The sequence below is a fragment of the Brevibacterium metallidurans genome (assembly GCF_037101285.1).
In the GTDB taxonomy this organism is placed as follows: domain Bacteria; phylum Actinomycetota; class Actinomycetes; order Actinomycetales; family Brevibacteriaceae; genus Brevibacterium; species Brevibacterium metallidurans.
This window is the reverse complement of the sequence record NZ_BAAAAF010000005.1, coordinates 23,921-46,848: the sequence shown is the minus strand read 5'-3', so window position 1 is coordinate 46,848 and position 22,928 is coordinate 23,921. Positions and strand designations below refer to the sequence as shown.

Below are 22,928 nucleotides of genomic sequence, written 5' to 3'. Positions count from 1 at the left end.
GCGCCCACACCCTGAGCGCCCACACCCTGAGCGCCCACACCCTGAGCGCCCACATCCTGAGGGCTCACACTCTGGGCCCTCACACCCCGAGCCCTCACTTCCTGAACTCCCAGTGCCACGCCTCGGGCAGAGAGCCTCCCTGCCTCGCCCAGGACGGATGCACCCACCCGAACTTCGGTGCATTCGCCCGCATCCACTGATGCTCGGCGCTGCCGAAGGAATTGATGCCCCCGCCGAGGTCCGTCGCCAGCGCCCACCCGTGATTGGACGTCCCCGGTGTGGCCGCGAGCCGACCCTTGCGTCGCTTGAGGATGACCTGGGTGTCGTAGTCACGGTACGAATCGGTGATCGAGATCGGGCGACCGAACCGCGCCGAATAGGCGTAGGAGAGCCGGTCGAACGCCGCCTGCGCATCGCATCTGAGCATGTGCCCGGGCGCGGTCTTGAGCGGACACAGCGCCGAGGCGGGAATGCGACCGTTCTTGTGCCCGCCCCACGCCCCGGCCCCCGACGACGTGTCGTCGGTGCCCTTGGGCTCCTCGGCAGGTTTGCGGGAGAGCGGAAGGAGCACGGACGCGTCCTGGCCGAAGAACGGTGCCGGGTCGATGTACGCCCGGTCACTGTCCTTGGGCCAGACGCCGACGTGGAGACACGACTCCTGACAGTGTGCTCCCGTCGACACCGTGCCGATCGCCTCACCTGCGGCGAAGCGATCACCCACAGCAGCGTCCGAGCGAGCGGGCTGGAAGGAGACGATGTGTCCGGTATCGGTGGTGATGCTCACCGTGTCGGTCCCTGCCACCGACCCGCGGAACCTCACCGTCCCTGCCGTGGGTGCGCGCATCGGTTCGTCCGGCACCGCACGGACGTCGATGCCCCGGTGCCCGGCCAGCCAGGTCTCCTTCGGCGGGTCGAAGGCTGTGACGATCTCCATGGCCGGCACCGGTGTCACCCAGGTCGCCGAGGTGGCAGAGGGTGCCGCGGCTGCGGTGACGGCGAGACCGGGGAGGGGCAGAACAGGGAGGAGCGCGGCGAGGAGAGCAAGGAGTGCGACAGTGGAGCACAGTGCCGCCGCCCTAGTACGGTGCGGCAACGGGGTCGACGAGGAGAGGGCCATAGCGACCATGGAAGACGATCGGGCATCCGGTGTCAGCACCCGAGAATCCACCTGTGGACGGCACCTGAGCGTCCACAGGTCCAGCGCACACGAGTCGGCGGTCCGTCCACAGCCGGCAGTACACGAGTGGTCGAGTGAGTCTGTGCACACGACATGACCAGCGCCCGCGCTCGGCCGGGGATACGGACCTGCCCACCTGGGCTGATTGTCACCGAACGGCGGCCCCCGGGACTGCGCACCAGTTCGGTCGCCGCACGGTTGGACGTCGAGGATGACGGGAGACGCGAGCAACGAGCCCGGGCAGACGCGAAACCGTCCACACCTCGGCGAGCACAAGTCGGATCTCCGAGACGATGGCTCAGCGCCCATCGCAACCACCACCTCGGCGAGGAGACTGAGCCTCCACCCCCGATTGGCGAAGGCTTGGCCTGCCGGGATAGACTGGCCTCAGCAGAAGCGTGTCTTCTGACTACGCGTATCCGATCTCTTCTCCACCCCAAGGTGCATGCGTCCGCGCGTGTGGGGCGGGTGAACCGGATGCCAGGAATCAACCGAAACAGTCATCGTCGCCGCCAGCATTCTGCTGTCGGACGGCCGTGGCACAACGCACCCGATGCGGGTGCACAGGAAAGGAGGGCGTCGGCATGGCCGTCGTCACCATCCGCCAGCTGCTCGACAGCGGCGTTCACTTCGGACACCAGACCCGTCGTTGGAACCCGAAGATGAAGCGCTTCATCTTCACCGAGCGCAACGGCATCTACATCATCGACCTGCAGAAGTCGCTGGGCTTCATCGACACCGCGTTCGAGTTCGTCAAGGAGACCGTCTCGCACGGCGGTTCCATCCTCTTCGTCGGCACGAAGAAGCAGGCCCAGGAGTCCATCGCCGAGCAGGCCAAGCGCGTCGGCCAGCCCTTCGTCAACCAGCGTTGGCTCGGCGGCATGCTCACCAACTTCCAGACCATCTCCCTGCGTCTGCGCCGCCTCAAGGAACTCGAAGAGATCGACTTCGACGACGTTGCCGGCTCCTCGCACACGAAGAAGGAACTCCTCATCCTCCGTCGCGAGAAGGACAAGCTCGAGAAGACCCTCGGCGGCATCCGCGACATGCAGCGCACCCCGTCCGCTGTGTGGATCGTCGACACGAAGAAGGAGCACCTGGCCGTCGACGAGGCGAAGAAGCTGGGCATCCCGGTCATCGCCATCCTCGACACCAACTGCGACCCCGACGACGTCACCTACCCGATCCCGGGCAACGACGACGCCATCCGCTCGGTCTCGCTGCTCACCCGCGTGATCGCCGACGCCGTGGCCGAGGGCCTCATCGCCCGCCACGCCGGTGACGACGAGTCCGGTGAGAAGAACGTCTCCGCCGTCGAGCCGATGCCCGAGTGGGAGCGCGAGCTCCTCGAAGGCAACGCCGCCGAGGCGAAGACCGACGCCGACGACGCTTCGACCGAAGCCGCCGCCGCTGCCACCGCAGCCGAGGCCCAGGCCGAGGAGACCACCGCGACGCCCGCCACGGATGCCGCAGCAGAAGGCGCCGCCGAGGCTGCCGAAGCGAACGCCGAGACCGCTGAGGCCAACGCCGAAGCCGCCGAGGCCGCCGCTGAGACCACCGAGTCCTGATCTCACTCACCTCCACCACCAATAGGAGAAAGAATGGCAAACTACACTGCCGCTGACATCAAGGAACTGCGCGAGAAGACCGGCGCCGGAATGATGGACGTCAAGAAGGCCCTCGACGAGGCTGACGGCGACCAGGCGAAGGCCATCGAACTCCTCCGCGTGAAGGGCCTCAAGGGCGCCACCAAGCGCGAAGGCCGTGCCACCTCCGACGGACTCGTCGCGACCTTCGTCGACGGCGGCGTCGGCACCATGATCGAGCTCGACTCGGAGACCGACTTCGTCGCGAAGTCGCAGCGCTTCATCGACCTCGCCGACGAAGTCCTCGCACTCGCCGTGTCGAACAAGTCCGAGTCGGCCGAAGCGCTGCTCTCGGTCGAGGCCGACGGCAAGACCGTCGCCCAGTTCATCACCGAGTCCGGTGCCGCCCTGGGCGAGAAGGTCGACCTGCGTCGCGTCGGCCGCCTCGAGAGCCAGAAGGTGGAGTCCTACCTCCACCGCACGAACAAGGACCTGCCCCCGCAGGTCGGCGTTCTCTTCGGCTACGAAGGCGACGACCAGACCGTGGCCCACGATGTCGCTGTGCACATCGCCGCCCTGGCTCCGAAGTACTTCTCCCGTGAAGACGTCCCCGCCGAGCTCGTCGAGAACGAGCGCCGCATCGCCGAGGACACCGCGAAGAACGAAGGCAAGCCCGAACAGGCTCTGCCGAAGATCATCGAAGGCCGCGTCAACGGCTTCTTCAAGGAGAACTGCCTGCTCGACCAGGGATTCGCCAAGGATCCCAAGCAGACCGTGGGCAAGGTCCTCGAGGCCGCAGGCCTCAAGGCGACCGGCTTCCTCCGCTACCGCGTGGGAGCCTGAACCGCCGCTTGATCATTGCGGGAGCCGACTGAGCCTCCCGTGAGATCCGATGACGGGGTCGGACCGATTGGTCCGGCCCCGTTTTCGCTAGACTGACCCAGACGAACCACCCGGATCGGCGCTGCCTGCGGCGGCGCCGAACGCATGGAAGAAGGACCTCAATGACATCCACCCCGGTACACGAATCGAGTCACGCCAGCCGCGCGGTGCGCACCCACCGCCGTCGCGTGCTCCTCAAGCTCTCCGGCGAGGTCTTCGGCGGTGGCAGCATCGGCGTCGACCCCGATGTCGTCGCTGCCGTCGCCCGGGAAGTCGCCCCCACCGTCGACGAGGTGGAAGTGAGCATCGTCGTCGGCGGCGGCAACTTCTTCCGCGGTGCCGAACTCTCCCAGCGCGGCATGGACCGCACCCGCGCCGACTACATGGGCATGCTCGGCACCGTGATGAACTGCCTCGCCCTCCAGGACTTCCTCGAACAGCTCGGCGTCGACACCCGCGTCCAGACCGCGATCCCCATGTCGCAGGTCGCCGAGTCCTACATTCCCCGCCGCGCGATGCGGCACATGGAGAAGAACCGCGTCGTCATCTTCGGCGCCGGCGCCGGCCTGCCCTACTTCTCCACCGACACCGTCGCCGCCCAGCGCGCCCTCGAGATCCACGCCGACGAGGTGCTCATCGCCAAGAACGGCGTCGACGGCGTCTACACCGCCGACCCGAAGATCGACCCCAACGCGGTCAAGATCGACGAGATCACCTACCAGGAGGCGTTGCAGAAGGGCCTCAAGGTCGTCGACGCCACCGCGTTCTCCCTCTGCATGGACAACAAGCTGCCCATGCACGTCTTCGGCATGGAAGGCGAGGGCAACCTGCGCAAGGCCATCGCCGGGGAGAAGATCGGCACCCTGGTCAAGTAGCCCAAACCGCAACGGTCCGTGTCAGCAAAACGTGACGTCGGACCCATAGAATGTTCACACAGCTCCAATCGACTGAAAAGAGTGTCTCGTGATTGAAGAAACACTGGCAGAGGCCAGGGAGAAGATGGACAAGGCCGTGGAATTCACGCAAGAGGACTTTGCGTCGATCCGCACCGGCCGCGCGAATCCCGCCCTCTTCGCGAACATCGAGATCGACTACTACGGCGCTCCGACGCCGCTCCAGCAGCTCGCGTCGTTCCAGACGCCGGAAGCCCGCACGATCCTCGTCACCCCCTACGACCGGGGCACCCTCGGCGACATCGAGACCGCACTGCGCAACTCCGACATCGGCGCCAACCCGGCCAACGACGGCAACGTCATCCGCGTCGTCCTGCCCGACCTCACTGAGGAGCGCCGCAAGGAGTACGTGAAGATCGTCAAGGGCAAGGCCGAAGACGGCAAGGTCTCGATCCGCAACATCCGCCGCCACGCGAAGGAGACCCTCGAGCGGATCAAGAAGGACGGCGAAGCCGGCGAGGACGAGGTCACCCGGTCGATCTCCGAACTCGACGACATCACGAAGAAGAAGGTCGACGCCATCGACAAACTGCTCGCCCAGAAGGAAGCCGAGCTGCTCGAGGTCTGATGATCGCGTTGACCGGGCCGAACAGTCCCACCTCCGATCCGACCCCCGAGAAGGGGTCGGATCGGGGTACCCCTGCATCGGCCGAGCAGGCTTCCCCCGCGCCCATCCCGCCCCCGCCGGCGACACCCCCGATGGTGCCGGCGTGGACCGCCGAGGCTCCTGCGCCGACCCCTGTGACCCCTGCCCCGACCGCGGAGGCTCCTTCGCCTACCGCGGAGGCCCCCGCGCAGAAGCCGTTCCCGAAGCGGCGTGACCTGCGCGGCACCGACACGGTCTACACCCAGGAGACGCTTGCCGCCGAGGTCGAGGTCGAGGTCGTCCCCGAACCCAAGGACTACGGCCGGGCCGGGCGCAACCTGCCCGCGGCGATCGGCATCGGGCTGCTCATCGGCGGAGTCGTCCTCGTCTCCCTGATCTTCTTCCCCGTCTCCTTCCTCTTCATCATCCTCGTCGCGATCGTCGCCGCGATGTGGGAGCTGGCCAACGCGCTCTCGCGCTCGGGCTCCCTCGTCTCGCGCATTCCGACGATGATCTCCGCAGCCTGCATGGTCGTCGCCACCTACTTCGGCGGCCGCGAGGCACTGTGGGTGACCTTCGCCGCGAGCGCCGGCGCCGTCATGCTCTTCACGATGGTCGAACGCCGCAAGAACGCCGTCAAGGACGTCTCCCTCTCGCTTTTCGCGCTCACCTACGTCGGCCTGATGGCCTGCTTCGTCGTCTACCTGCTCACCCAGCCCGACGGCAACCTCTACGTCATCCTCTTCCTCGCCAGCGTCGTCGCCTCCGACACCGGCGGCTACGTCTTCGGCGTCCTCTGGGGCAAGCACCCCATCGCCCCGCGCATCTCGCCGAAGAAGTCCTGGGAGGGCTACCTCGGTTCGGTCGTCTTCACCGCAGCCGTCGCCACGACGCTGGCTGTCACCCTCTTCGACGCCCCGTTTTGGACCGGGCTCGTCATCGGTGTCGTCATCCCCGCCTTCGCCACCCTCGGCGACTTCAGCGAATCGATGATCAAACGCGACCTCCACCTCAAGGACATGGGCACCCTGCTGCCCGGCCACGGCGGCGTCATGGACCGCCTCGACTCGATCCTTCCGACAGCGCCCGTCGCGCTGGTCATGTTCTCCTTCCTTCCCGGCTACCTCTGAGTGGTCCCGGCTCTCCCTCGCCGAGGCGGTCCGCCGAGGTTCGCCTCACACTGTGGTCCCGGAACGGAGTGGAGTCCGGGCGGCCATGAGACAATGGGGACGTGAATTCACCAGCCGGAAGCAGACAGGTCAGGCCCGTCGTCGAGCACGCCGACGGAACCACGTCGACGACGCCGATGCGCGACGGTCGCCCGCTGCTGAACTTCAAATCCCCCCGTGTGACCCAGCCGCAGCAGCATCTGGCGGACATGACGATGGAGGAACGCGTCGCGGCCGTCACCGAGATGGGTCTGCCCGCGTTCCGCGCCAAGCAGCTCTCCACGCACTACTTCACGCGGTACCACACGGACGTCGAGTCGATGACCGACCTGCCCAAGGACCTGCGCGCACCCCTGCAGGAGCGCTTCTTCCCGCCGCTGCTCACCGAGGTGCGCCGCCTGACGACGACCAATGGGGACACGATCAAGTTCCTCTGGCGTCTCTTCGACGGCGCGCTCGTCGAGTCCGTGCTCATGCGCTACCGCAACCGCATCACGCTGTGCGTCTCGAGCCAGTGCGGGTGCGGCATGAACTGCCCGTTCTGCGCCACCGGTCAGCAGGGTCTGACCCGGAACATGTCGACGGCTGAGATCGTCGAACAGGTCATCCGCGCCAACCAGGCCATCGCCGCCGGTGAGCTCGCCCCCGCGAAGGCGAACGCCGATGCCGACGACGAGGTCGCCCTCGGCGCCGAAGCAGATGAGGAGCAGGGGGAGACTCCGGGCGAGACCGACTCCGCGGTGTCGGGTGCGGGCACGGCCGCCTCGGCGGGAGGACCTGAGAGGGTGACGAACATCGTCTTCATGGGCATGGGCGAACCCCTGGCCAATTACAAGCGCGTGATGAACGCGGTGCGCCGCTTCGTCGCCCCGGCCCCCGAGGGGCTCGGCATGTCGGCGCGCCGGATCACGGTGTCGACGGTCGGGCTCGTGCCCGGCATCAACAAGCTCGCCGCCGAGGACATCCCCGTGACCTTCGCGCTCAGCCTCCACGCCCCCGACGACGAACTCCGCGATGAGATGATCCCGGTGAACACGCGGTGGAAGGCCGACGAGGCCATCGACGCCGCATACAACTACTACAAGGTCACCGGCCGACGCGTGAGCATCGAATACGCGCTCATCAAGGACATGAATGACCACGCGTGGCGCGCGGACCTGCTTGCGAAGAAGCTCAACGCGCGCGGGCGCGGCTGGGTGCACGTCAACCCGATCCCGCTCAACCCGACCCCGGGCTCGGTGTGGACCGCCTCGGACCCGGCTGTGGCCGACGAATTCGTCAGCCGCCTCGTCGACGCCGGGGTGCCGACGACGATCCGCGACACCCGCGGCTCCGACATCGACGGGGCCTGCGGTCAGCTCGCCGCCGCGGACTGACCCGGCCGCGAACCGACCCGGCTGCGGACCGGCACGGCTGCGGACCGGCCCGGCTGCGGACCGGCCCGGCCGGCCGGTCCGGTCGCACCGATCTGATCGAGTCGGCTCGCCGATCGCGACCTGCGTGCCGCCTGCCGCGGCACATGACCGACGCTTCCATCTATCATGGTGGAAACGACACACGCTAAACGGAGGAATCATGGCGGACACGACGTTCCCCCGCATGTCCGGTTGGAAGAACGGCTACGACCCGAAGCAGGTCGACAGCTTCTTCAAGAGGGCCAGGGAGTCCTTCGAACGGCCCACCCCGCAGCCCGGCGACCTCGACTCCCGGGCCGTGCGCACCGTCGGCTTCGACCTCGTCCGGAAGGGCTACCACGTCGCCGTCGTCGACGCCGCCCTCGACCGTCTCGAGGACGCCTTCGCCAAGCAGGCCCGCGACCGGCTCATCGCCCAGTCCGGTCAGGACGCGTGGGTGCAGGAGCTCACCCGTGTCGCCGCGTCCCTGCGGGGACGCCTCGTCCGCGAGTCGGGGGAGCGGTTCGACAACCCGCCGGCCGGCGTCATCGGCTACGACATCGCCCAGGTCGACGACATGTGCGAGAAGGTCAACTCCTACTTCACCCAGGGTGTCGCGATGAGCGTCGACCAGGTCCGCCGCGTCCTGTTCAAGACCGCGAAGGGCAACAAGGCCTACGACGAGGACCAGGTCGACGCGTTCATCGACCGTGTCGTCGAGGTGATGGCCTCCGTTGACTGACTTCCACTACTTCACCAAGCCCGACGTGTCGAACCCCGGCACCCTCAACCCGGTCTACGAGGTCCTCGACTACCCGATCGTCATGGGGCGCGCCGACGACACCGTGGTCACCGGAGACGTCCCGGAGACCCCGCTCGTCGACGGCCGCGAGGTCACCGACCCCCGCCTCATCAAGGCGCTGTCCGTGCCGGTCGAACTCGACCGCGCCGAGGCGCTCGACCGGTCTGCGAAGCTCGCCGGCATCCTCCGGGCGATGGGTGTCGACAACGGGTCCACCCGTCTGCGCATCGCCCCCGACGTGCCTGCCGTCTCCCGTGCTCTGAGCATCCTGGCGGCCATGCGCCTCGGCGTCGTCGTCGACGCGCGCACCGGTGAGGTCGCTGGTGGCGGTGCCGGCGGTGACGGTACCGCCGGTGACGACGATGCCTCTCCCGTTCTCGTCGACGTCGAGACCATCGACGCCGACCCGATCGAACCGGGCCGCGCCTCGGTCAAGGTCGTCCGCTCCCGCTTCGAGGGCGTGGGCGTGAGCATCGTCGGGCAGACGGCGAACCTCGACCAGGCGATGCGCGATTCCCGCGTCGAATCCGCCGAGGTCGTCGCCCTCGATCCGAACCGACTGCTCGTCCTCACCGACGACGGTCCGCTCACCGCCGCCGAGAGCCTGCCCTGGCTGCGGGAGACGCTGGGCACGGAGGCCTGATACGCGAACCGCCCCGCACCTCGGCGCCGGTGACGGCACGGAGGAACGGGGCGGGGACGACTGTGCCGGTCGGATTCCCCGACCGACGCGCAGCCTCAGTTCGCGAAGGCGTTGATCCCGGTGAGAGCCCTGCCCAGCGTGAGCTGGTGGACCTCGTGGGTGCCTTCGTAGGTGAGCACGGTCTCGAGGTTGACGGCGTGACGCAGCGGCGGGTACTCGCTCGTGATGCCCGAACCGCCGAAGAGCGCACGCAGGTCCCGGCAGACGTTCATCGCCGTGTCGACGTTGACCATCTTGCCCAGGCTGATCTGCTCGGGGCGCACACCCTTCTCGGAGTCCTTGAGCCGGCCGAGGTGAGCGGCGAGCAGCGTGATCTGCGAATACTGGCCGAAGGCCTTCGCGAGCTTCTGCTGGGAGATCTGGAACGAGGAGATCGGACGGTCGAACTGGATCCGGGTCCCCGTGTACTCGATGGCCGAGAGCAGGGCGTCGCGGGCGGCACCCGTGACACCGAAGACGATGCCGAAGCGGGCCTCGGAGAGGCAGCTCAGCGGGGCCTTGAGTCCCTTCGCCTTCGGCAGCATCGCATCCTCGGGGAGGCGGACGTTGTCGAGGACGATCTCACCGGTGATCGAGGCGCGCAGCGAGATCTTGCGGTGGATCTCCGGGGTCTGGACGCCCTCGGTGTCCGAGGGGACGACGAAGCCGCGGATGACCGGACGGCCCTTGTCGTCGGTCTCCTCGGTCTTCGCCCACACGACCATGACATCGGAGACCGGGGAGTTGGTGATCCACATCTTCGCGCCGTTGAGGATCCAGTCGGAGCCGTCGCGGCGGGCGGTGGTCTTCATCCCCGACGGGTCGGAGCCGACGTCGGGTTCGGTCAGGCCGAAGCAGCCGAGCGCCTTGCCGGCGGCCATCTTCGGCAGCCACTCCTCCTTCTGCGCCTCCGAACCGTAGTGGTGGATGGCGAACATCGCGAGCGATCCCTGCACGGAGACGAGCGAGCGCAGTCCCGAGTCGATGGCTTCGAGCTCACGGCAGGCGAGGCCGTACTGGGTGGCCGTCGAACCGCCGCAGCCGTAGCCCTCGAGGTGCATCCCGAGGACGCCGAGCTCACCGAGACCCTCTGCGAGCTCACGGGCGGGAATCGTGGCATCGAGGAAGTAGTCGCCGATCTTCTCGCGGACGTTCTCGTCGAGCCATTTGCGGACGACGTGCGCGAATTCGAGGTCGTCGGCGTCGAAGACCGAATCCAATCCCAGAATCTCATCGGGGCTCATCGTTGCACTCATCTATACCTCTCTCGCCATTGAACTTGCTCCGCCCACGCCGAGAACTCCTGTGTCGAGTCATTTCCCAGAGAACTTTGGCATCATCGGTAGGCGTGAACGAACGTAATGTCATTGTAGTCGGGTCGACCGGGTCGGTCGGCACTCAGGCCCTCGACGTCCTGGCCGAGAACGCAACGGATTTCGCAGTCGTCGGCCTCGCCGCAGGGTCCCAGATCGACCTTCTGCTGGGGCAGGCGCTCGACTTCTCCGTCCCCGTCATCGGGCTGACCTCGCCCCCTGCCGGCGGCGAAGCAGGAGTGCGGAAACGGTTGTCCGAACTCGCCGCAGGCCGCGGAATCGATGTTCCCGTTCGTGAGATTCATCTGGGGGACACCGCCGCCGAGGCGGTCGCCGCCCATTCCGCCGACATCGTCCTCAACGCGGTGACCGGTGCCGCCGGGCTCGGTGCGACCCTCGCGGCCCTTGCGGCCGGCACCGATGTGGCGCTGGCGAACAAGGAGTCCCTCATCATCGGCGGCTCCCTCGTCCTCGATGCCGCCGCAGCCTCGGGGGCCAGGCTCATCCCTGTCGACAGCGAGCATTCGGCGATCGCGCAGGCCCTGCGCTCAGGCACCCACGGTGAGGTCGCCAAGCTCGTCATCACCGCCTCGGGCGGGCCGTTCCGCGGCATGACCCGGGAAGCGCTGAGCCGGGTCACCCCCGCCCAGGCGCTCAAGCATCCGACGTGGTCGATGGGGTCGATGATCACGATCAACTCGGCCACCCTCGTCAACAAGGGGCTCGAGGTCATCGAGGCCCATCTGCTCTTCGGCATCGACTTCGACCGCATCGAGGTCGTCGTCCACCCGCAGAGCCAGATCCATTCGATGGTCGAGTTCGCCGATGCCTCGACGATCGCCCAGATCTCCCCACCCGATATGCGACTGCCCATCGCGTACGCCCTGGGCACCCAGGACGACGGCAGCACGAGGCGGATCGCCTCGGGGGCCGTGCCGAACAACTGGGGTCAGCCCATGCACTGGTCGTTCGAACCGGTCAACCATGTCGCGTTCCCCGCGCTCGGTCTCGCCATCGAGGCTGGGAAGAAGGCGCGCAGCTACCCGGCGGTCTTCAACGCCGCCAACGAGGTCCTCGTCGAGGCGTTCATCGCCGGCGACATCCCGTTCACGGGAATCGACTCGGGGCTGGAGAAGGCACTGGCCGCGCACGAGCCGGCACCCGAGCACACGGTCGAGACCGTGCTCGCCGCCGATGCCTGGGCCAGGGACTTCGCCCTGGAGCATGTCGCCGGTCAGGCCGGCCCCGGCCAGCCCGGGTCCCGCACTGCCGTTGCCGCCGGTGCTACGGGTGAGGGCGTGCGATGACTGCGGTCCTCTTCATCATCGGGATCCTCCTCTTCCTGCTGGGGATCTCGATCTCGATCGCCCTCCACGAACTCGGCCATCTCACCCCGGCGAAGAAGTTCGGGGTCAAGGTCACCCATTACATGGTCGGTTTCGGTCCGACCCTCTTCTCGTTCAAGCGCGGTGAGACCGAGTACGGGATCAAGGCGCTGCCGCTGGGCGGCTTCATCGCGATGCCGGGCATGTACCCGCCGCTCGAGGCGACGAAGAAGCGCATGGGGGAGCCCGCCCTCACCGCCCCGGTCGATGACGAGGCCACGACCGACCGCCTCGGCGAGGCGACAGCGACGACGGCAGCACCGACGACGCATGACCCCGCGACTCAGTCGGCCGGGTCGAGCGATGAGGACGTGCTCGGCGCGGATGCGGACGGCAAGCGGCCGCGGAAGCGGAAGGGGCGGCTGTTCGAGAACACGATGGCCGATGCCCGGGAGATGTCGAACGACGAGATCGCGCCGGGGGAGGAGCATCGGACGTTCTACGCGCTCAGCGTGCCCAAGCGGCTCGTCGTCATGTTCGCGGGACCGTTCGTCAACCTCGTCCTCGGGATCATCATCATGGCGATCTCGCTCATGGGGATCGGCGTGATGACGCCGACGACGACGGTCGCCACCGTCGTCGAATGCGCCGTGCCCGCCTCGGAGGCGGCGCAGCGACCGGCCGCGCAGCAGAACACGTGCCAGCCCGGCGATCAGCTCACCCCCGCGTGGGAGGCCGGGTTCAAGCCCGGCGATGAGATCACCTCGGTCGCCGGGGTGAGGACCGGCAACTGGGACGAACTCTCCTCCGTCATCAAGGACCACGCCGGTGAGCGGGTCGAGATCGACTATGTTCGCGACGGGCAGCCGCAGACGGTGACCGTGCCGATCATCGCCCACGAGCGCCCCCGCGTCGACGATCGCGGACGGCCGATGACGAACCCCGACGGCACCCCGCAGACCGTGACGCAGGGATTCCTCGGCATCGGACCCGTCCAGGAGCGGCAGCCGCTGCCGCTGAACGAGTTCCCCGGTGCGGTATGGGATCAGGTCACCGGAGTGTTCAAGGCCATCATCACCCTGCCCGTCAAGCTCGTCGACATCACCCAGGTCGCGACCGGCGCGAAGGAACGCGACGCGGAAGGACTCGTCGGCATGGTCGGCGTCGGCCGGGTCGCCGGAGAGATCGTCTCGACCGATGAGCTGCAGGTCGTCGAGAAGGCGCAGCTCGGCCTCGGCGTGCTCGGTTCCCTCAACATCTTCCTCTTCGCGTTCAACATGATCCCGCTGCTGCCGCTCGACGGCGGACACATCGCCGTCGCCCTCTATGAGGGGGCCAGGCGGCGGATCAACCGCTGGCGGGGCCGGGGGAAGATCGGACCGTTCGACACCGCGAAGCTGCTGCCGCTCACGTATGTCGTCATCAGCCTCATGCTCGCCATGACCGCACTCCTCGTCTACGTCGACCTCGTCAAACCGATCACGCTCGACGCGATCTTCCGTTCGGCCGGGTAAGACGGTGACGCGCCGGCGCATCGACCTCGACCTCGACGTCCATCGCGGGGCAGCGGAGTCGTTCGGGCACGGCTCCCTCGTCGACGGCGCACTGCTGCCCCATGCGGGGCGGGAGTTCCTCAGGCGTCCCGACGGTCCGCCGCCGACGGTGTGCGCGGCGACCGCAGATGGGTGGGCAGGTCCCAGCGTGCCGGTCCTCGTCCGCGGTGCCGCAAGGATCGTGCCCCTGGCGTGGCGCGGAGACGTCTCCCGCGGAGGCGGAACCGGGGTGAGCGCCGAAGAGGTCGAGGCCTACCGCTTCGCGATCGAAGCGGACGGCATGCAGTGGGCAGGGTACTGGCACATGATCGACCTCGAAGCGCAGCCCGTCGACCGCATCGGAGAGTACGCGACAGCGCTTCGCAACGCGGGTGGCACCCGAGCCGAACGCTGGGTCCTCAGTCCGACGCTCGGTGCTGTCCTCGTGTGGGCCGGTGACGTCGATCGCGGCGACGCCTCGCTCGCACTGCACATCGTCCCCGCCGACTGGGTCTCCGATGTCAGCTGGGTGACCCGGAATCGGGGGCCCGATTCGGCGGGCAACATCGACGTGCGCTGGTCGTGGGCCGACGTCATCGCGCTGACCGGTGAACCCGGGTCGCCGACGACATGACGGATGACCCCACGGGAGTGATCGCGCCCCGCCGCTGACGGGCGTCGTTTCGCCGCCGTCCACGCGACGGTCGCAGTCGGCGCGGTGGTCGCCGTCTGCGCGGTGGTCGCCGTCGGCCACGCGACGGTCGCAGTCGGCGCCTCGGACTCAGTCGCTCAGGGTGATCGCCTGGACGTCGCCGAGGTGGTCGAGCCGGACCGTGATCGTCACTCCTTCCGCGATCGCCACCGACCCGAGCAGACGGTGCTCCATCGTCAGGTCGTCGACCGTGACCGGCCGGGTCGCGTCGATGCCGTTCTCTCTCATCCATTCCGCGGTGCGTTCCCTCCTCTCCGCTCGCGGTTCGTCGAGGTCCATGTTCACCGCGAAGTGCGCATCGGCGAACGCGTCGTCCCAGTTCAGGGTCGCAGCGACGGCGCCGAGCACGGTTCTGCCCGTCCGCGGACCCGACGGCAGCGGGTGAGTTGCTGCGGGCATGGACTCGCGCGCGAGGACGGGTGTCGCACTGACCAGCGCCTCATCGGGCCTGAGGTCAGGGATCTCCTCGGCCCGTCCGGTCGCTGTCAGCCAGCCGGCGTCGACGGCGTCGCGGACGATGCGCTCGGCCGGGTAGTACGTCGTGTTGCCGAGCACGACGATGCCGAAATCGAGCTCGGGGAACCACCGCATGTGCGAGCCGTAGCCGGGGTAGCCGCCCGAATGGCAGAGCACCTTCCCGAAGCGGGAGTCGGCCCGGTGCATGAGCCCGTAGCCGTAGTGGACCTCCTCGGTGTGGTGGCGGCTGGTCTCGACGGCGACAGGGCGCCGCGGCTGCTGGTTGTCGGCGAGGACATGCGACCACGCTCCTGGGGCCGTGCTCGCCTCGGAGTCGAGGGAGTCCATGTGGACGTTCATCCAGTTGCAGATGTCGGCGACCGTGGAGACCATGCCGCCGATCGGGGAGAACGCACCGGGCCGAGTGGGTTCGAGGGGGTGAGCCCGACCGTGCCGGTCGATGCGCAGCCCAGGGACGAGGTCGGGGAAGTCGGCGACGTCGAAACCGGTGCGGGTCATCTGCAGGGGAGCGGTCACCTCGGTGGTCACCATCTCCGGGAACGTTCGTCCGGTCACGGATTCGGCGGCCAGACCGAGCAGGGCATAGCCGAGGTTGCAGTACTCGAAGCCGGTGCCCGGTTCGGCGATGGGGTTGAGCGGGCGCTGGAGGAAGGTGAGGAAGTCGAACGTGCTCATCGACTCCATCCGGTCCGCCCACGGATCGTCCTTGGCGAACCCCGTGCCCATGGTCAGGCATTCGCGGGCGGTGAGTTCGCCGACGGCGGTGCCTTTGAGGTCGGGGACCATGAAGTACATGGGGTAGTCGTAGTTGAGTCCGCTGTTCTCGAGCGAACCCATGATCGCTGCCGTGAACGACTTCGTCATCGACGCGATCCGGTAGGGCCGATGAGGGCTTGGCGACACTGCCTGCGCATCGCCCGGCCCGCGCCGGTGGAGCACCCCGTAGGACAGCTCGCCGCCGATCGCCGCCAGTTCGTCGGCGGCACGACGCAGACGCGCGGTGACGACGTCGAGGTCAGGGCGCACCAGGTCGGTCACGGAGCTCTCTGGGCGGGGCCGGTGGTTCATGTGATCAGTGTCGCACCCGCCCCTGACACTGACAGGCAACGCCCAGGTCGTGAGGGATCCCACCGGGACCGACCGGTTGCAGACGCCGTTGTCGTCCTACAATGAGACTGACTCGTACTTACCCGGCTGCGCCGACTGCGATCCAGCCGCTGACAGCCGAAATGAAGGGATCGTCTTCGTGACATCGGTCAACCTCGGAATGCCCGCGCCTCCGCCTCCCGTCCTCGCACCTCGGCGGAAGACCCGGCAGATCCACGTCGGGAAGGTCGGAGTCGGATCCGACTATCCGATCAGCGTGCAGTCGATGACGACGACGCCGACGACGGACATCAACGCCACCCTCCAGCAGATCGCCGAGCTCACCGCCTCCGGCTGCGACATCGTCCGCGTCGCCTGCCCCTCGGCCGACGACGCCGCCGCCCTGCCGGCCATCGCGCAGAAATCGCAGATCCCCGTCATCGCCGACATCCACTTCCAACCGAAGTACGTCTACGCCGCGATCGACGCCGGCTGCGCAGCCGTCCGCGTCAACCCCGGCAACATCCGCAAGTTCGACGACCAGGTCAAGGAGATCGCCGCCGCGGCCAAGGCCGCCGGCACCTCGATCCGCATCGGCGTCAACGCCGGATCCCTCGACAAGCGGATCATGGAGAAGTTCGGCAAGGCCACGCCTGAGGCCCTCGTCGAATCCGCCGTCTGGGAGGCCTCGCTGTTCGAAGAGCACGACTTCCACGACTTCAAGATCTCCGTCAAGCACCACGACCCCGTCATCATGGTCCGGGCATACGAGATGCTCGCCGAACGCGGCGACTGGCCCCTCCACCTCGGCGTCACCGAGGCGGGACCGGCCTTCCAGGGCACGATCAAGTCCGCCACGGCATTCGGGGCCCTGCTCTCCCGCGGCATCGGCGACACGATCCGCGTCTCGCTGTCCGCGCCCCCAGTCGAAGAGGTCAAGGTCGGCAACCAGATCCTCGAGAGCCTCAACCTCAAGCCGCGCAAACTCGAGATCGTCTCGTGCCCGTCCTGCGGTCGCGCCCAGGTCGACGTCTACACGCTCGCCGAGAAGGTCACTGCCGGACTCGAGGGCATGGAGGTGCCGCTGCGCGTGGCCGTCATGGGCTGCGTCGTCAACGGACCCGGCGAAGCCCGCGAAGCCGACCTCGGGGTGGCCAGCGGCAACGGCAAGGGCCAGATCTTCGTCAAGGGCGAGGTCATCAAGACCGTGCCCGAATCGCTCATCGTCGAGACCCTCATCGAAGAGGCCATGCGCATCGCCGAGGACTCCGACGTTCCCTCCGGTCCGCCGGAAGTCGTCGTCGGCTGAGAGATCCGGATGTGTTGAGAATCGCTCCACTCGGGCATCGGCACACGGCGTGGCTCAAGAGCCAGCTGACCCTCAATCCGTGCGAGAACGTCTACCTACTCGCCCTCCTCAACGTCACCGGCACCGCGCAGACCGGCTCACCCGGGGGGACGCTCTACGGCATCTTCGACGGTGACCGCCCGGTCGCCGCGTACTGGGTGGGCGGGAACATCATCCCCGTCTCGGCGACCCCGGCGACGAACGAGGTGCTCGCGCGCAAACTCAACGCCGACGGCCGCTCCTCGTGCTCCCTCATCGGCCGGCGCGAAGTCATCATGGACCTCGACAGTCGGCTCAACTGGGGTCGACCCCGTGGGGTCCGGGACCGGCAGCCGCTTTTGGCGATCAGCTCCGACCCGCTCGTCGACCCCGACCCCGATGTCAGCCTCGCGACCGTCGATCAGCTGCCGACCGTCTTCCCCGCCAGCGTCGACATGTTCACCAAAGAGGTCGGGTTCTCACCCGTCGAAGGCGGGGAGTCGAGCTACCTCGCCCGGGTCCGCGGCATCATCCGCGGCGGAAACTGCTTCGTCCGCGTCGACACGAGACTCCCGCAGGGCGGTCCAGCGCCGAGGTGGCCGGCCACCGACCGTGCCGAGCAGGTCCTGTTCAAGGCCGACATCGGCATCCGCTCACCCCGGATCGTCCAGGTCCAGGGCGTGTGGGTCCACCCCGAGGTGCGCAACCAGGGTCTCGGCGCCGCTGGCATGGCCGCCGTCGTCGCCCAGACCCGAGCGGCCGGGCACCCGACAGTGAGCCTCTACGCCAACGACTACAACGAGGCGGCCCTGCGGATGTACCGACGGGTCGGCTTCGACCAGGTCGGAACCTTCGCCACCGTCATGTACTGATCCGAGCAACCTTCCGGGCGCTCGGCAACCTTGCGCAGGGTTGCTCAGCGCCCGGAGGGTTGCCGAGAGGGGCAGGGTCAGCGGACGAAGACCGCGACGAGGACGTTGAGGATCGCGAAGGCGAAGGTGAGGTGCGCCATCGTCGCCGAGGGGTTCTTCGTCGCCGTGACGATTCCGGCCCCTCCGGATCCCGCCGAGGCGCTCCCAGCCTCGAGTTCGGCCGTGAACCGCTTCTGCTGCCGGTTGCCGATGAAGGCGAAGACCGTGACGAGGATCGCGACGATCAGCTTGATGCCGATCTTCATGTGGTTGACCTGGCCGTCGCCCATCTCGGCGAGGCCGACGAGGAGGAGACCGGTGACGAGCTGGAGGTACGATGCGTGGAGCATTCCCGGCAGCACGCGAGGGGAGCGGATGACCGTGAAATAGCCTCCCACGATGATCGCCATGCCGATAAGATGAAGGGTGAGGAGAACCTCGCGCAGAATTTCCATACCGTTCATCGTAATGGCATGATGGGTGTTCGTGAGCGCGGGCCCTATGACTGGCGCACGCTGTTCCGCCCTGGTGTAATGGCAGCACGCCGGCCTTTGGAGCCGTGCAGTATAGGTTCGAATCCTATGGGCGGAGCTGGCCCCATCCGACTTGCGAAGGATTCCCTCTATGCCGCAGATCCGTCCCACTGCCGTCATCGTCCTGGCCGCCGGCCAGGGCACTCGCATGAAGTCGGCACTGCCGAAGGTGATGCACCCCATCGGCGGACGCTCCCTCCTCCACCACGCGATCGCCGCGGCTGAGGGCACCGCACCCGATCACCTCGTCGTCGTCGTCCGCCATGAGCGCGACCAGCTCGTCGCCCACCTCGACGACCTCTCCATCACCTCCACCCGCACCGTCCTCGTCGCCGACCAGGACGAGGTCCCGGGCACCGGGCGCGCCACCGAATGCGCGCTCACCCAGCTGCCCGCCGAGCTCGCCGGCACCGTCGTCGTCACCTACGGCGACGTCCCGCTGCTGACGACGGAGACGATCAACGGCCTCGTCGAGGTCCATGAGGGCGAGGGCAACGCCGTGACCGTGCTCTCCGCCGAGGTGGACGATCCCACCGGGTACGGACGCATCGTCCGCGACGGGGCGGGCAACCTCCTGCGCATCGTCGAGCAGAAGGACGCCACCGAGGCCGAAGCGGCCATCCACGAGATCAACTCCGGCATCTACGCCTTCGACGCGACCGCCTTGCGCACCGGGCTTGCGGCCCTGACCACGGACAACGCCCAGGGGGAGAAGTACCTCACCGACGTCGTCGGCGTCTCCCACGATGCGGGCCTGCCGGTGGCCGCGACCGCGACCGACGACCTCTGGCAGGTCGAGGGCGCCAACGACCGCGTGCAGCTCGCCCAGCTGGGCAAGGAGCTCAACCGCCGCACGTGCGAGAAGTGGATGCGCGCGGGGGTGACGATCATCGACCCGGACACGACGTGGATCGACGTCGACGTCTCTCTCGGCGCCGACGTCACCCTCCTGCCCGGTGTGCAGCTGCTCGGGGCCACCGACATCGGCGACCGTGCCGTCGTCGGACCCGATTCGACGCTCAAGGACACCGAGGTCGGTGCCGGCGCCCAGGTCGTGCGCACCCACTCGGAGCTCGCGATCATCGGCCCCGACGCCTCGGTGGGGCCCTTCGCCTACCTGCGCCCGGGCACGAAGCTCGGGGCCGCAGGCAAGATCGGCACGTTCGTCGAGACGAAGAACTCCGACATCGGCGCCGGCGCGAAAGTGCCGCATCTGTCCTACGTCGGCGATGCGGAGATCGGGGAGGGCACGAACATCGGCGCCGCCTCGGTGTTCGTCAACTACGATGGTGTCGCCAAGCACCGCACCACGATCGGCAAGCACGCGCGGATGGGCTCGGACAACATGTACGTCGCCCCCGTCACGGTGGGCGACGGCGCCTACTCGGGCGCCGGGACCGTGGTGCGCAAGGATGTCCCTGCAGGAGCGCTCGCCATCACCGTGGCACCGCAGCGCAACCTGGAGGGCTGGGTCGAAGCCAACCGCCCCGGCACGCCTGCAGCGCAGGCCGCCGAGGCCGCATCCGAGGGGAAGACGGATCAGTGAACGAGATAACGACGGCGGGCGACAAGAAGCTCGTCCTGGTCAGCGGACGGGCCAATCCCGAACTCGCTGAGCAGGTGGCGGAGAATCTGGGCACGGAGCTCCTGCCCACCGACATCTACAACTTCGCCAACGGCGAGATCTACGTCCGGTTCTCCGAGTCGGTGCGCGGCTGCGACGTCTTCGTCCTCCAGTCCCACAGCGCGCCCATCAACGAATGGCTCATGGAGCAGCTGATCATGGTCGACGCCCTCAAGCGGGCCTCGGCGAAGCGGATCACCGTCATCGCTCCTTTCTTCCCCTACGCCCGTCAGGACAAGAAGCACCGCGGCCGTGAGCCCATCTCCGCCCGCCTCGTCGCCGACCTCTACAAGACCGCCGGGGCCGACCGCATCATCACCGTCGACCTCCACACCGCGCAGATCCAGGGGTACTTCGACGGACCCGTCGACCACCTCATCGCGATGCCGATCCTCGCCGGCTACGTCAAGGACAACTACCCGGGCGACCTCGCCGTCGTCTCACCCGACGCCGGACGCATCAAGGTCGCCGAGAACTGGTCGAACGCGCTCGGCGGAGTGCCGCTGGCGTTCATCCACAAGACCCGCGACATCACCCGACCGAACGAGACGAAGGCCAACCGCGTCGTCGGCGAGGTCGAGGGCCGCACCTGCGTGCTCGTCGACGACATGATCGACACCGGCGGCACGATCGTCCAGGCCGCCGATGCGTGCATGGCCGCCGGGGCGAAGAGCGTCATCGTCGTCTCCACCCACGCTGTGTTCTCCGGTCCCGCCGTCGAGCGCCTGTCGAACTCCGTGGCCGAAGAGGTCATCGTCACCAACACCCTGCCGCTGACCGAGGACAAGATCTTCGACAAGCTCACGGTGCTCTCGATCGCCCCGCTCATCGCCCGCGCCGTCCACGAGGTCTTCGAAGACGGATCGGTCACCAGCCTCTTCGAGGTCTGAGCCGCGACCGCATCCCGCCTGCCGGAGCAGCTCCGGCCCGACGAACCCCCGCCTTCGGGCGGGGGTTCGCTCTACACTGGAGGCAGCGCCGGAAGCGGCGTCAGAGCCACGGCCGAGCGAAGGGACTGCGACGATGTCGACGCACGATTACAACCGCTACCGGGTGGACGTCGCCGGAGGTCAGCTCTCCGTCGGAGTGTGGGAGCCGGTCTCGGCCGAACCCGGCCCCGTGCCCACCGTATGCGTCATCCACGGCATCACCTCGAACCATCTCTTCTTCGCAGGCCTCGTTCCGCTGCTGCCGGGCGTGCGCATCATCGGACCCGACCTGCGCGGGCGCGCGGACTCCCGGCTGCTGCCCGGACCCTACGGAATGGTCGCGCACGCCGAGGATGTGCTCAGGGCCATCGAGACGTTCTCGGATTGGGGCGTCGTCACCCTCGCCGGGCATTCGATGGGCGGTTTCGTCGCCATGACCCTGGCCGGTCTGCCCGCCGCGATCGGGGCCGCGGACGTCGACTCCGACACCGAGGCGACCGTGCGCTTCCGCGGACCCGTCCTCATCGACGGGGGCCTGCCCCTGGCCGTGCCGGGGACCGCGGACGAGGACCTCAACGCCGCGCTCGACACCGACGATCTCATCGCCGCAGTGCTCGGTCCCGCCGCCGAACGGCTGTCGATGAGCTTCGCGACCGTCGAGGAGTACCTCGCCTTCTTCGCCGCCCACCCGGCCTTCGCCGACGGCCTCGACACGGTCGCCACCGAGAGCTTCGTCTACGACCTCGCCGCGAAGGACGACGACAGCTTCCAGCCGTCCACCTCGGTGGCTGCGATGCAGGAGGACTCCGCGGACATGTACTCCGGCACCGCCTACCCGGCCGCACTCGAGGCGGTCATGGGCGATGCCGAACGGCAGGCCGACGTCGCCTTCCTCTTCGCCGAACGCGACCTCCTCGCCGCCGAACCCGGCCTCTATCCGCCGGAGCTCGTCGCCGACTACCGCAGGCGGTGGCCCGAGATGGACACCGTCGAGGTCCTCGGCACGAACCACTACGACATCCTGCTCACCGAGGAGGGCATCCAGGCTTGCGCCGAGGCGGTGACCGCACGACTTGGACCGGTCGAGGACGGTGCCGTAGAATAGTCGGGTTGCCTCGGCGAGGGAGACGCGAGTCTCCGTGATCGACGCGGTCCTGACCCACTGAGGTGCGCCCACGCGCACCCGGTGATGTCTCAGACTGTTTCGCCGTGGTGCAGACATTCACCACGAAGGAGAGAAACATGGCTGACTTCAAGCTCATCGCAGAACCCCGCGACGAATTCGGCAAGGGCGCTGCCCGCCGCATCCGCCGCGCCGGTCGCGTCCCCGCCGTCGTCTACGGTCACGGCGGAGACCCCGTCCACATCTCGCTCGAGGGACACGCCACGATGATGGCCCTCAAGCACGCCAACGCGCTGCTCGAGATCGAGAGCACCGACGGCTCGAAGAACATCCTCGCGATCGCCCGCGACGTCCAGATCGAGCCCGTGCGCCGTGAGATCGAGCACCTCGACCTCATCATCGTCAAGCGCGGCGAGAAGATCGAGGTCGACGTCCCCGTCCACGTCGTCGGCGACGCCGCCCCCGGCACCATGGTCTCGCAGGTCGAGTCGACCCTCTCGGTCCTCGCCGACGCGACCAAGCTGCCCGAGGGCTTCGAGGTCACCGTCGAAGGCCGCCCTGCCGGTGAGCACATCCTCGCCGGACAGGTCGAGCTGCCCGCCGGCGTCGAGCTCGTCGCCGACCCCGAGCTGCTCGTCGTCAACATCTCCGAAGAGGTCGAGATGGACACCGAGTCCGATGCCGACGAGACCGCTGAGGAAGAGACCACCGAAGAGGGCGCAGCCGACGAGGCCGAGTCCGAGGGCTCCGACGAGGAGTGACCTCAGTCCAGCGTGAGAGCGCATCGATCCCCGACTGAGTCGAG

The 22,928-nt window shown here is 67.9% G+C and carries 21 protein-coding genes and 1 tRNA gene; 18 read left to right on the top strand and 4 right to left on the bottom strand.

Annotation, left to right across the window (positions count from 1 at the left end; translation table 11 throughout):
- Positions 1-94: 94 nt before the first annotated feature.
- Positions 95-1,117, bottom strand: a complete 1,023-nt coding sequence (locus AACX88_RS08160) for a peptidoglycan DD-metalloendopeptidase family protein (protein WP_339392544.1) — start codon at positions 1,115-1,117, stop codon at positions 95-97.
- Between the two features lie 644 nt (positions 1,118-1,761).
- On the opposite strand from AACX88_RS08160, the gene rpsB reads away from it, so the two are divergent.
- From rpsB to AACX88_RS08120, 8 genes are all read left to right on the top strand, one after another.
- A complete protein-coding gene (rpsB, locus tag AACX88_RS08155; RefSeq protein WP_339392543.1) occupies positions 1,762-2,745 on the top strand; it encodes a 30S ribosomal protein S2 in 984 nt (327 codons plus the stop codon).
- 33 nt (positions 2,746-2,778) lie between these two features.
- On the top strand, positions 2,779-3,606 hold the full coding sequence (gene tsf, locus AACX88_RS08150; RefSeq protein ID WP_339392542.1) for a translation elongation factor Ts: 828 nt from the start codon (positions 2,779-2,781) through the stop codon (positions 3,604-3,606).
- 161 nt (positions 3,607-3,767) lie between these two features.
- Complete coding sequence (gene pyrH, locus AACX88_RS08145; RefSeq protein ID WP_339392541.1) at positions 3,768-4,520, top strand: UMP kinase; 753 nt, start codon at positions 3,768-3,770, stop codon at positions 4,518-4,520.
- Positions 4,521-4,608: 88 nt separating this feature from the next.
- The gene (frr, locus tag AACX88_RS08140; protein ID WP_339392540.1) at positions 4,609-5,166 is read left to right on the top strand and encodes a ribosome recycling factor; all 558 of its coding nucleotides are present in this window, start codon (positions 4,609-4,611) and stop codon (positions 5,164-5,166) included.
- Positions 5,166-6,314, top strand: a complete 1,149-nt coding sequence (locus tag AACX88_RS08135) for a phosphatidate cytidylyltransferase (RefSeq protein ID WP_339392539.1) — start codon at positions 5,166-5,168, stop codon at positions 6,312-6,314. Before frr ends, AACX88_RS08135 begins: the two co-directional genes overlap by 1 nt.
- 176 nt (positions 6,315-6,490) lie before the next feature.
- Positions 6,491-7,729 carry a 23S rRNA (adenine(2503)-C(2))-methyltransferase RlmN gene (gene rlmN, locus AACX88_RS08130; RefSeq protein WP_459891904.1) on the top strand — a complete coding sequence of 413 codons (1,239 nt, stop codon included), beginning with the start codon at positions 6,491-6,493 and terminating at the stop codon, positions 7,727-7,729.
- Positions 7,730-7,928: 199 nt separating this feature from the next.
- Positions 7,929-8,489, top strand: a complete 561-nt coding sequence (locus tag AACX88_RS08125) for a DivIVA domain-containing protein (protein WP_339392537.1) — start codon at positions 7,929-7,931, stop codon at positions 8,487-8,489.
- Entirely contained in the window at positions 8,482-9,192 is a 711-nt protein-coding gene (locus AACX88_RS08120) for a hypothetical protein (RefSeq protein WP_339392536.1), read from the top strand. The genes AACX88_RS08125 and AACX88_RS08120 overlap by 8 nt, the downstream gene beginning before the upstream one ends.
- 95 nt (positions 9,193-9,287) lie before the next feature.
- Here the strand turns inward: AACX88_RS08120 and AACX88_RS08115 are convergent, their stop codons facing one another.
- A complete protein-coding gene (locus tag AACX88_RS08115) occupies positions 9,288-10,487 on the bottom strand; it encodes an acyl-CoA dehydrogenase family protein (protein WP_339392535.1) in 1,200 nt (399 codons plus the stop codon).
- 92 nt (positions 10,488-10,579) lie between these two features.
- Here AACX88_RS08115 and dxr point away from each other — a divergent pair, with 92 nt between their 5' ends.
- The 3 genes from dxr to AACX88_RS08100 are packed head-to-tail and all read left to right on the top strand — an operon-like array spanning position 10,580 to position 14,035.
- Entirely contained in the window at positions 10,580-11,851 is a 1,272-nt protein-coding gene (dxr, locus tag AACX88_RS08110) for a 1-deoxy-D-xylulose-5-phosphate reductoisomerase (protein WP_339392534.1), read from the top strand.
- Positions 11,848-13,383 carry a M50 family metallopeptidase gene (locus AACX88_RS08105; RefSeq protein ID WP_339392533.1) on the top strand — a complete coding sequence of 512 codons (1,536 nt, stop codon included), beginning with the start codon at positions 11,848-11,850 and terminating at the stop codon, positions 13,381-13,383. The genes dxr and AACX88_RS08105 overlap by 4 nt, the downstream gene beginning before the upstream one ends.
- A 4-nt stretch (positions 13,384-13,387) precedes the next feature.
- Positions 13,388-14,035 (top strand): hypothetical protein, encoded by a 648-nt coding sequence (locus AACX88_RS08100; RefSeq protein ID WP_339392532.1) that lies wholly within the window; start codon positions 13,388-13,390, stop codon positions 14,033-14,035.
- Positions 14,036-14,182: 147 nt separating this feature from the next.
- Here the strand turns inward: AACX88_RS08100 and AACX88_RS08095 are convergent, their stop codons facing one another.
- Positions 14,183-15,658 carry a serine hydrolase domain-containing protein gene (locus AACX88_RS08095; RefSeq protein ID WP_339392531.1) on the bottom strand — a complete coding sequence of 492 codons (1,476 nt, stop codon included), beginning with the start codon at positions 15,656-15,658 and terminating at the stop codon, positions 14,183-14,185.
- Positions 15,659-15,836: 178 nt separating this feature from the next.
- Between AACX88_RS08095 and ispG the strand changes: the two genes are divergently transcribed.
- Positions 15,837-16,985: a flavodoxin-dependent (E)-4-hydroxy-3-methylbut-2-enyl-diphosphate synthase gene (ispG, locus tag AACX88_RS08090; protein ID WP_339392530.1), complete on the top strand. Its 1,149-nt coding sequence runs from the start codon at positions 15,837-15,839 to the stop codon at positions 16,983-16,985.
- 11 nt (positions 16,986-16,996) lie between these two features.
- Complete coding sequence (locus tag AACX88_RS08085; protein WP_339392529.1) at positions 16,997-17,875, top strand: GNAT family N-acetyltransferase; 879 nt, start codon at positions 16,997-16,999, stop codon at positions 17,873-17,875.
- Between the two features lie 77 nt (positions 17,876-17,952).
- Here AACX88_RS08085 and AACX88_RS08080 read toward each other — a convergent pair whose 3' ends face one another.
- A complete protein-coding gene (locus AACX88_RS08080) occupies positions 17,953-18,369 on the bottom strand; it encodes a hypothetical protein (protein ID WP_339392528.1) in 417 nt (138 codons plus the stop codon).
- A gap of 64 nt (positions 18,370-18,433) precedes the next feature.
- Between AACX88_RS08080 and AACX88_RS08075 the strand changes: the two genes are divergently transcribed.
- From AACX88_RS08075 to AACX88_RS08055, 5 genes are all read left to right on the top strand, one after another.
- Positions 18,434-18,505: transfer RNA gene (locus tag AACX88_RS08075), tRNA-Gln, on the top strand.
- A 33-nt stretch (positions 18,506-18,538) separates the two neighbouring features.
- Positions 18,539-19,993: a bifunctional UDP-N-acetylglucosamine diphosphorylase/glucosamine-1-phosphate N-acetyltransferase GlmU gene (gene glmU, locus AACX88_RS08070; protein ID WP_339392527.1), complete on the top strand. Its 1,455-nt coding sequence runs from the start codon at positions 18,539-18,541 to the stop codon at positions 19,991-19,993.
- Positions 19,990-20,961 carry a ribose-phosphate diphosphokinase gene (locus AACX88_RS08065; protein ID WP_339392526.1) on the top strand — a complete coding sequence of 324 codons (972 nt, stop codon included), beginning with the start codon at positions 19,990-19,992 and terminating at the stop codon, positions 20,959-20,961. The genes glmU and AACX88_RS08065 overlap by 4 nt, the downstream gene beginning before the upstream one ends.
- A 133-nt stretch (positions 20,962-21,094) precedes the next feature.
- Positions 21,095-22,105, top strand: a complete 1,011-nt coding sequence (locus AACX88_RS08060; RefSeq protein WP_339392525.1) for an alpha/beta fold hydrolase — start codon at positions 21,095-21,097, stop codon at positions 22,103-22,105.
- A gap of 137 nt (positions 22,106-22,242) precedes the next feature.
- Positions 22,243-22,884 carry a 50S ribosomal protein L25/general stress protein Ctc gene (locus AACX88_RS08055; RefSeq protein ID WP_339392524.1) on the top strand — a complete coding sequence of 214 codons (642 nt, stop codon included), beginning with the start codon at positions 22,243-22,245 and terminating at the stop codon, positions 22,882-22,884.
- Positions 22,885-22,928: the final 44 nt, after the last annotated feature.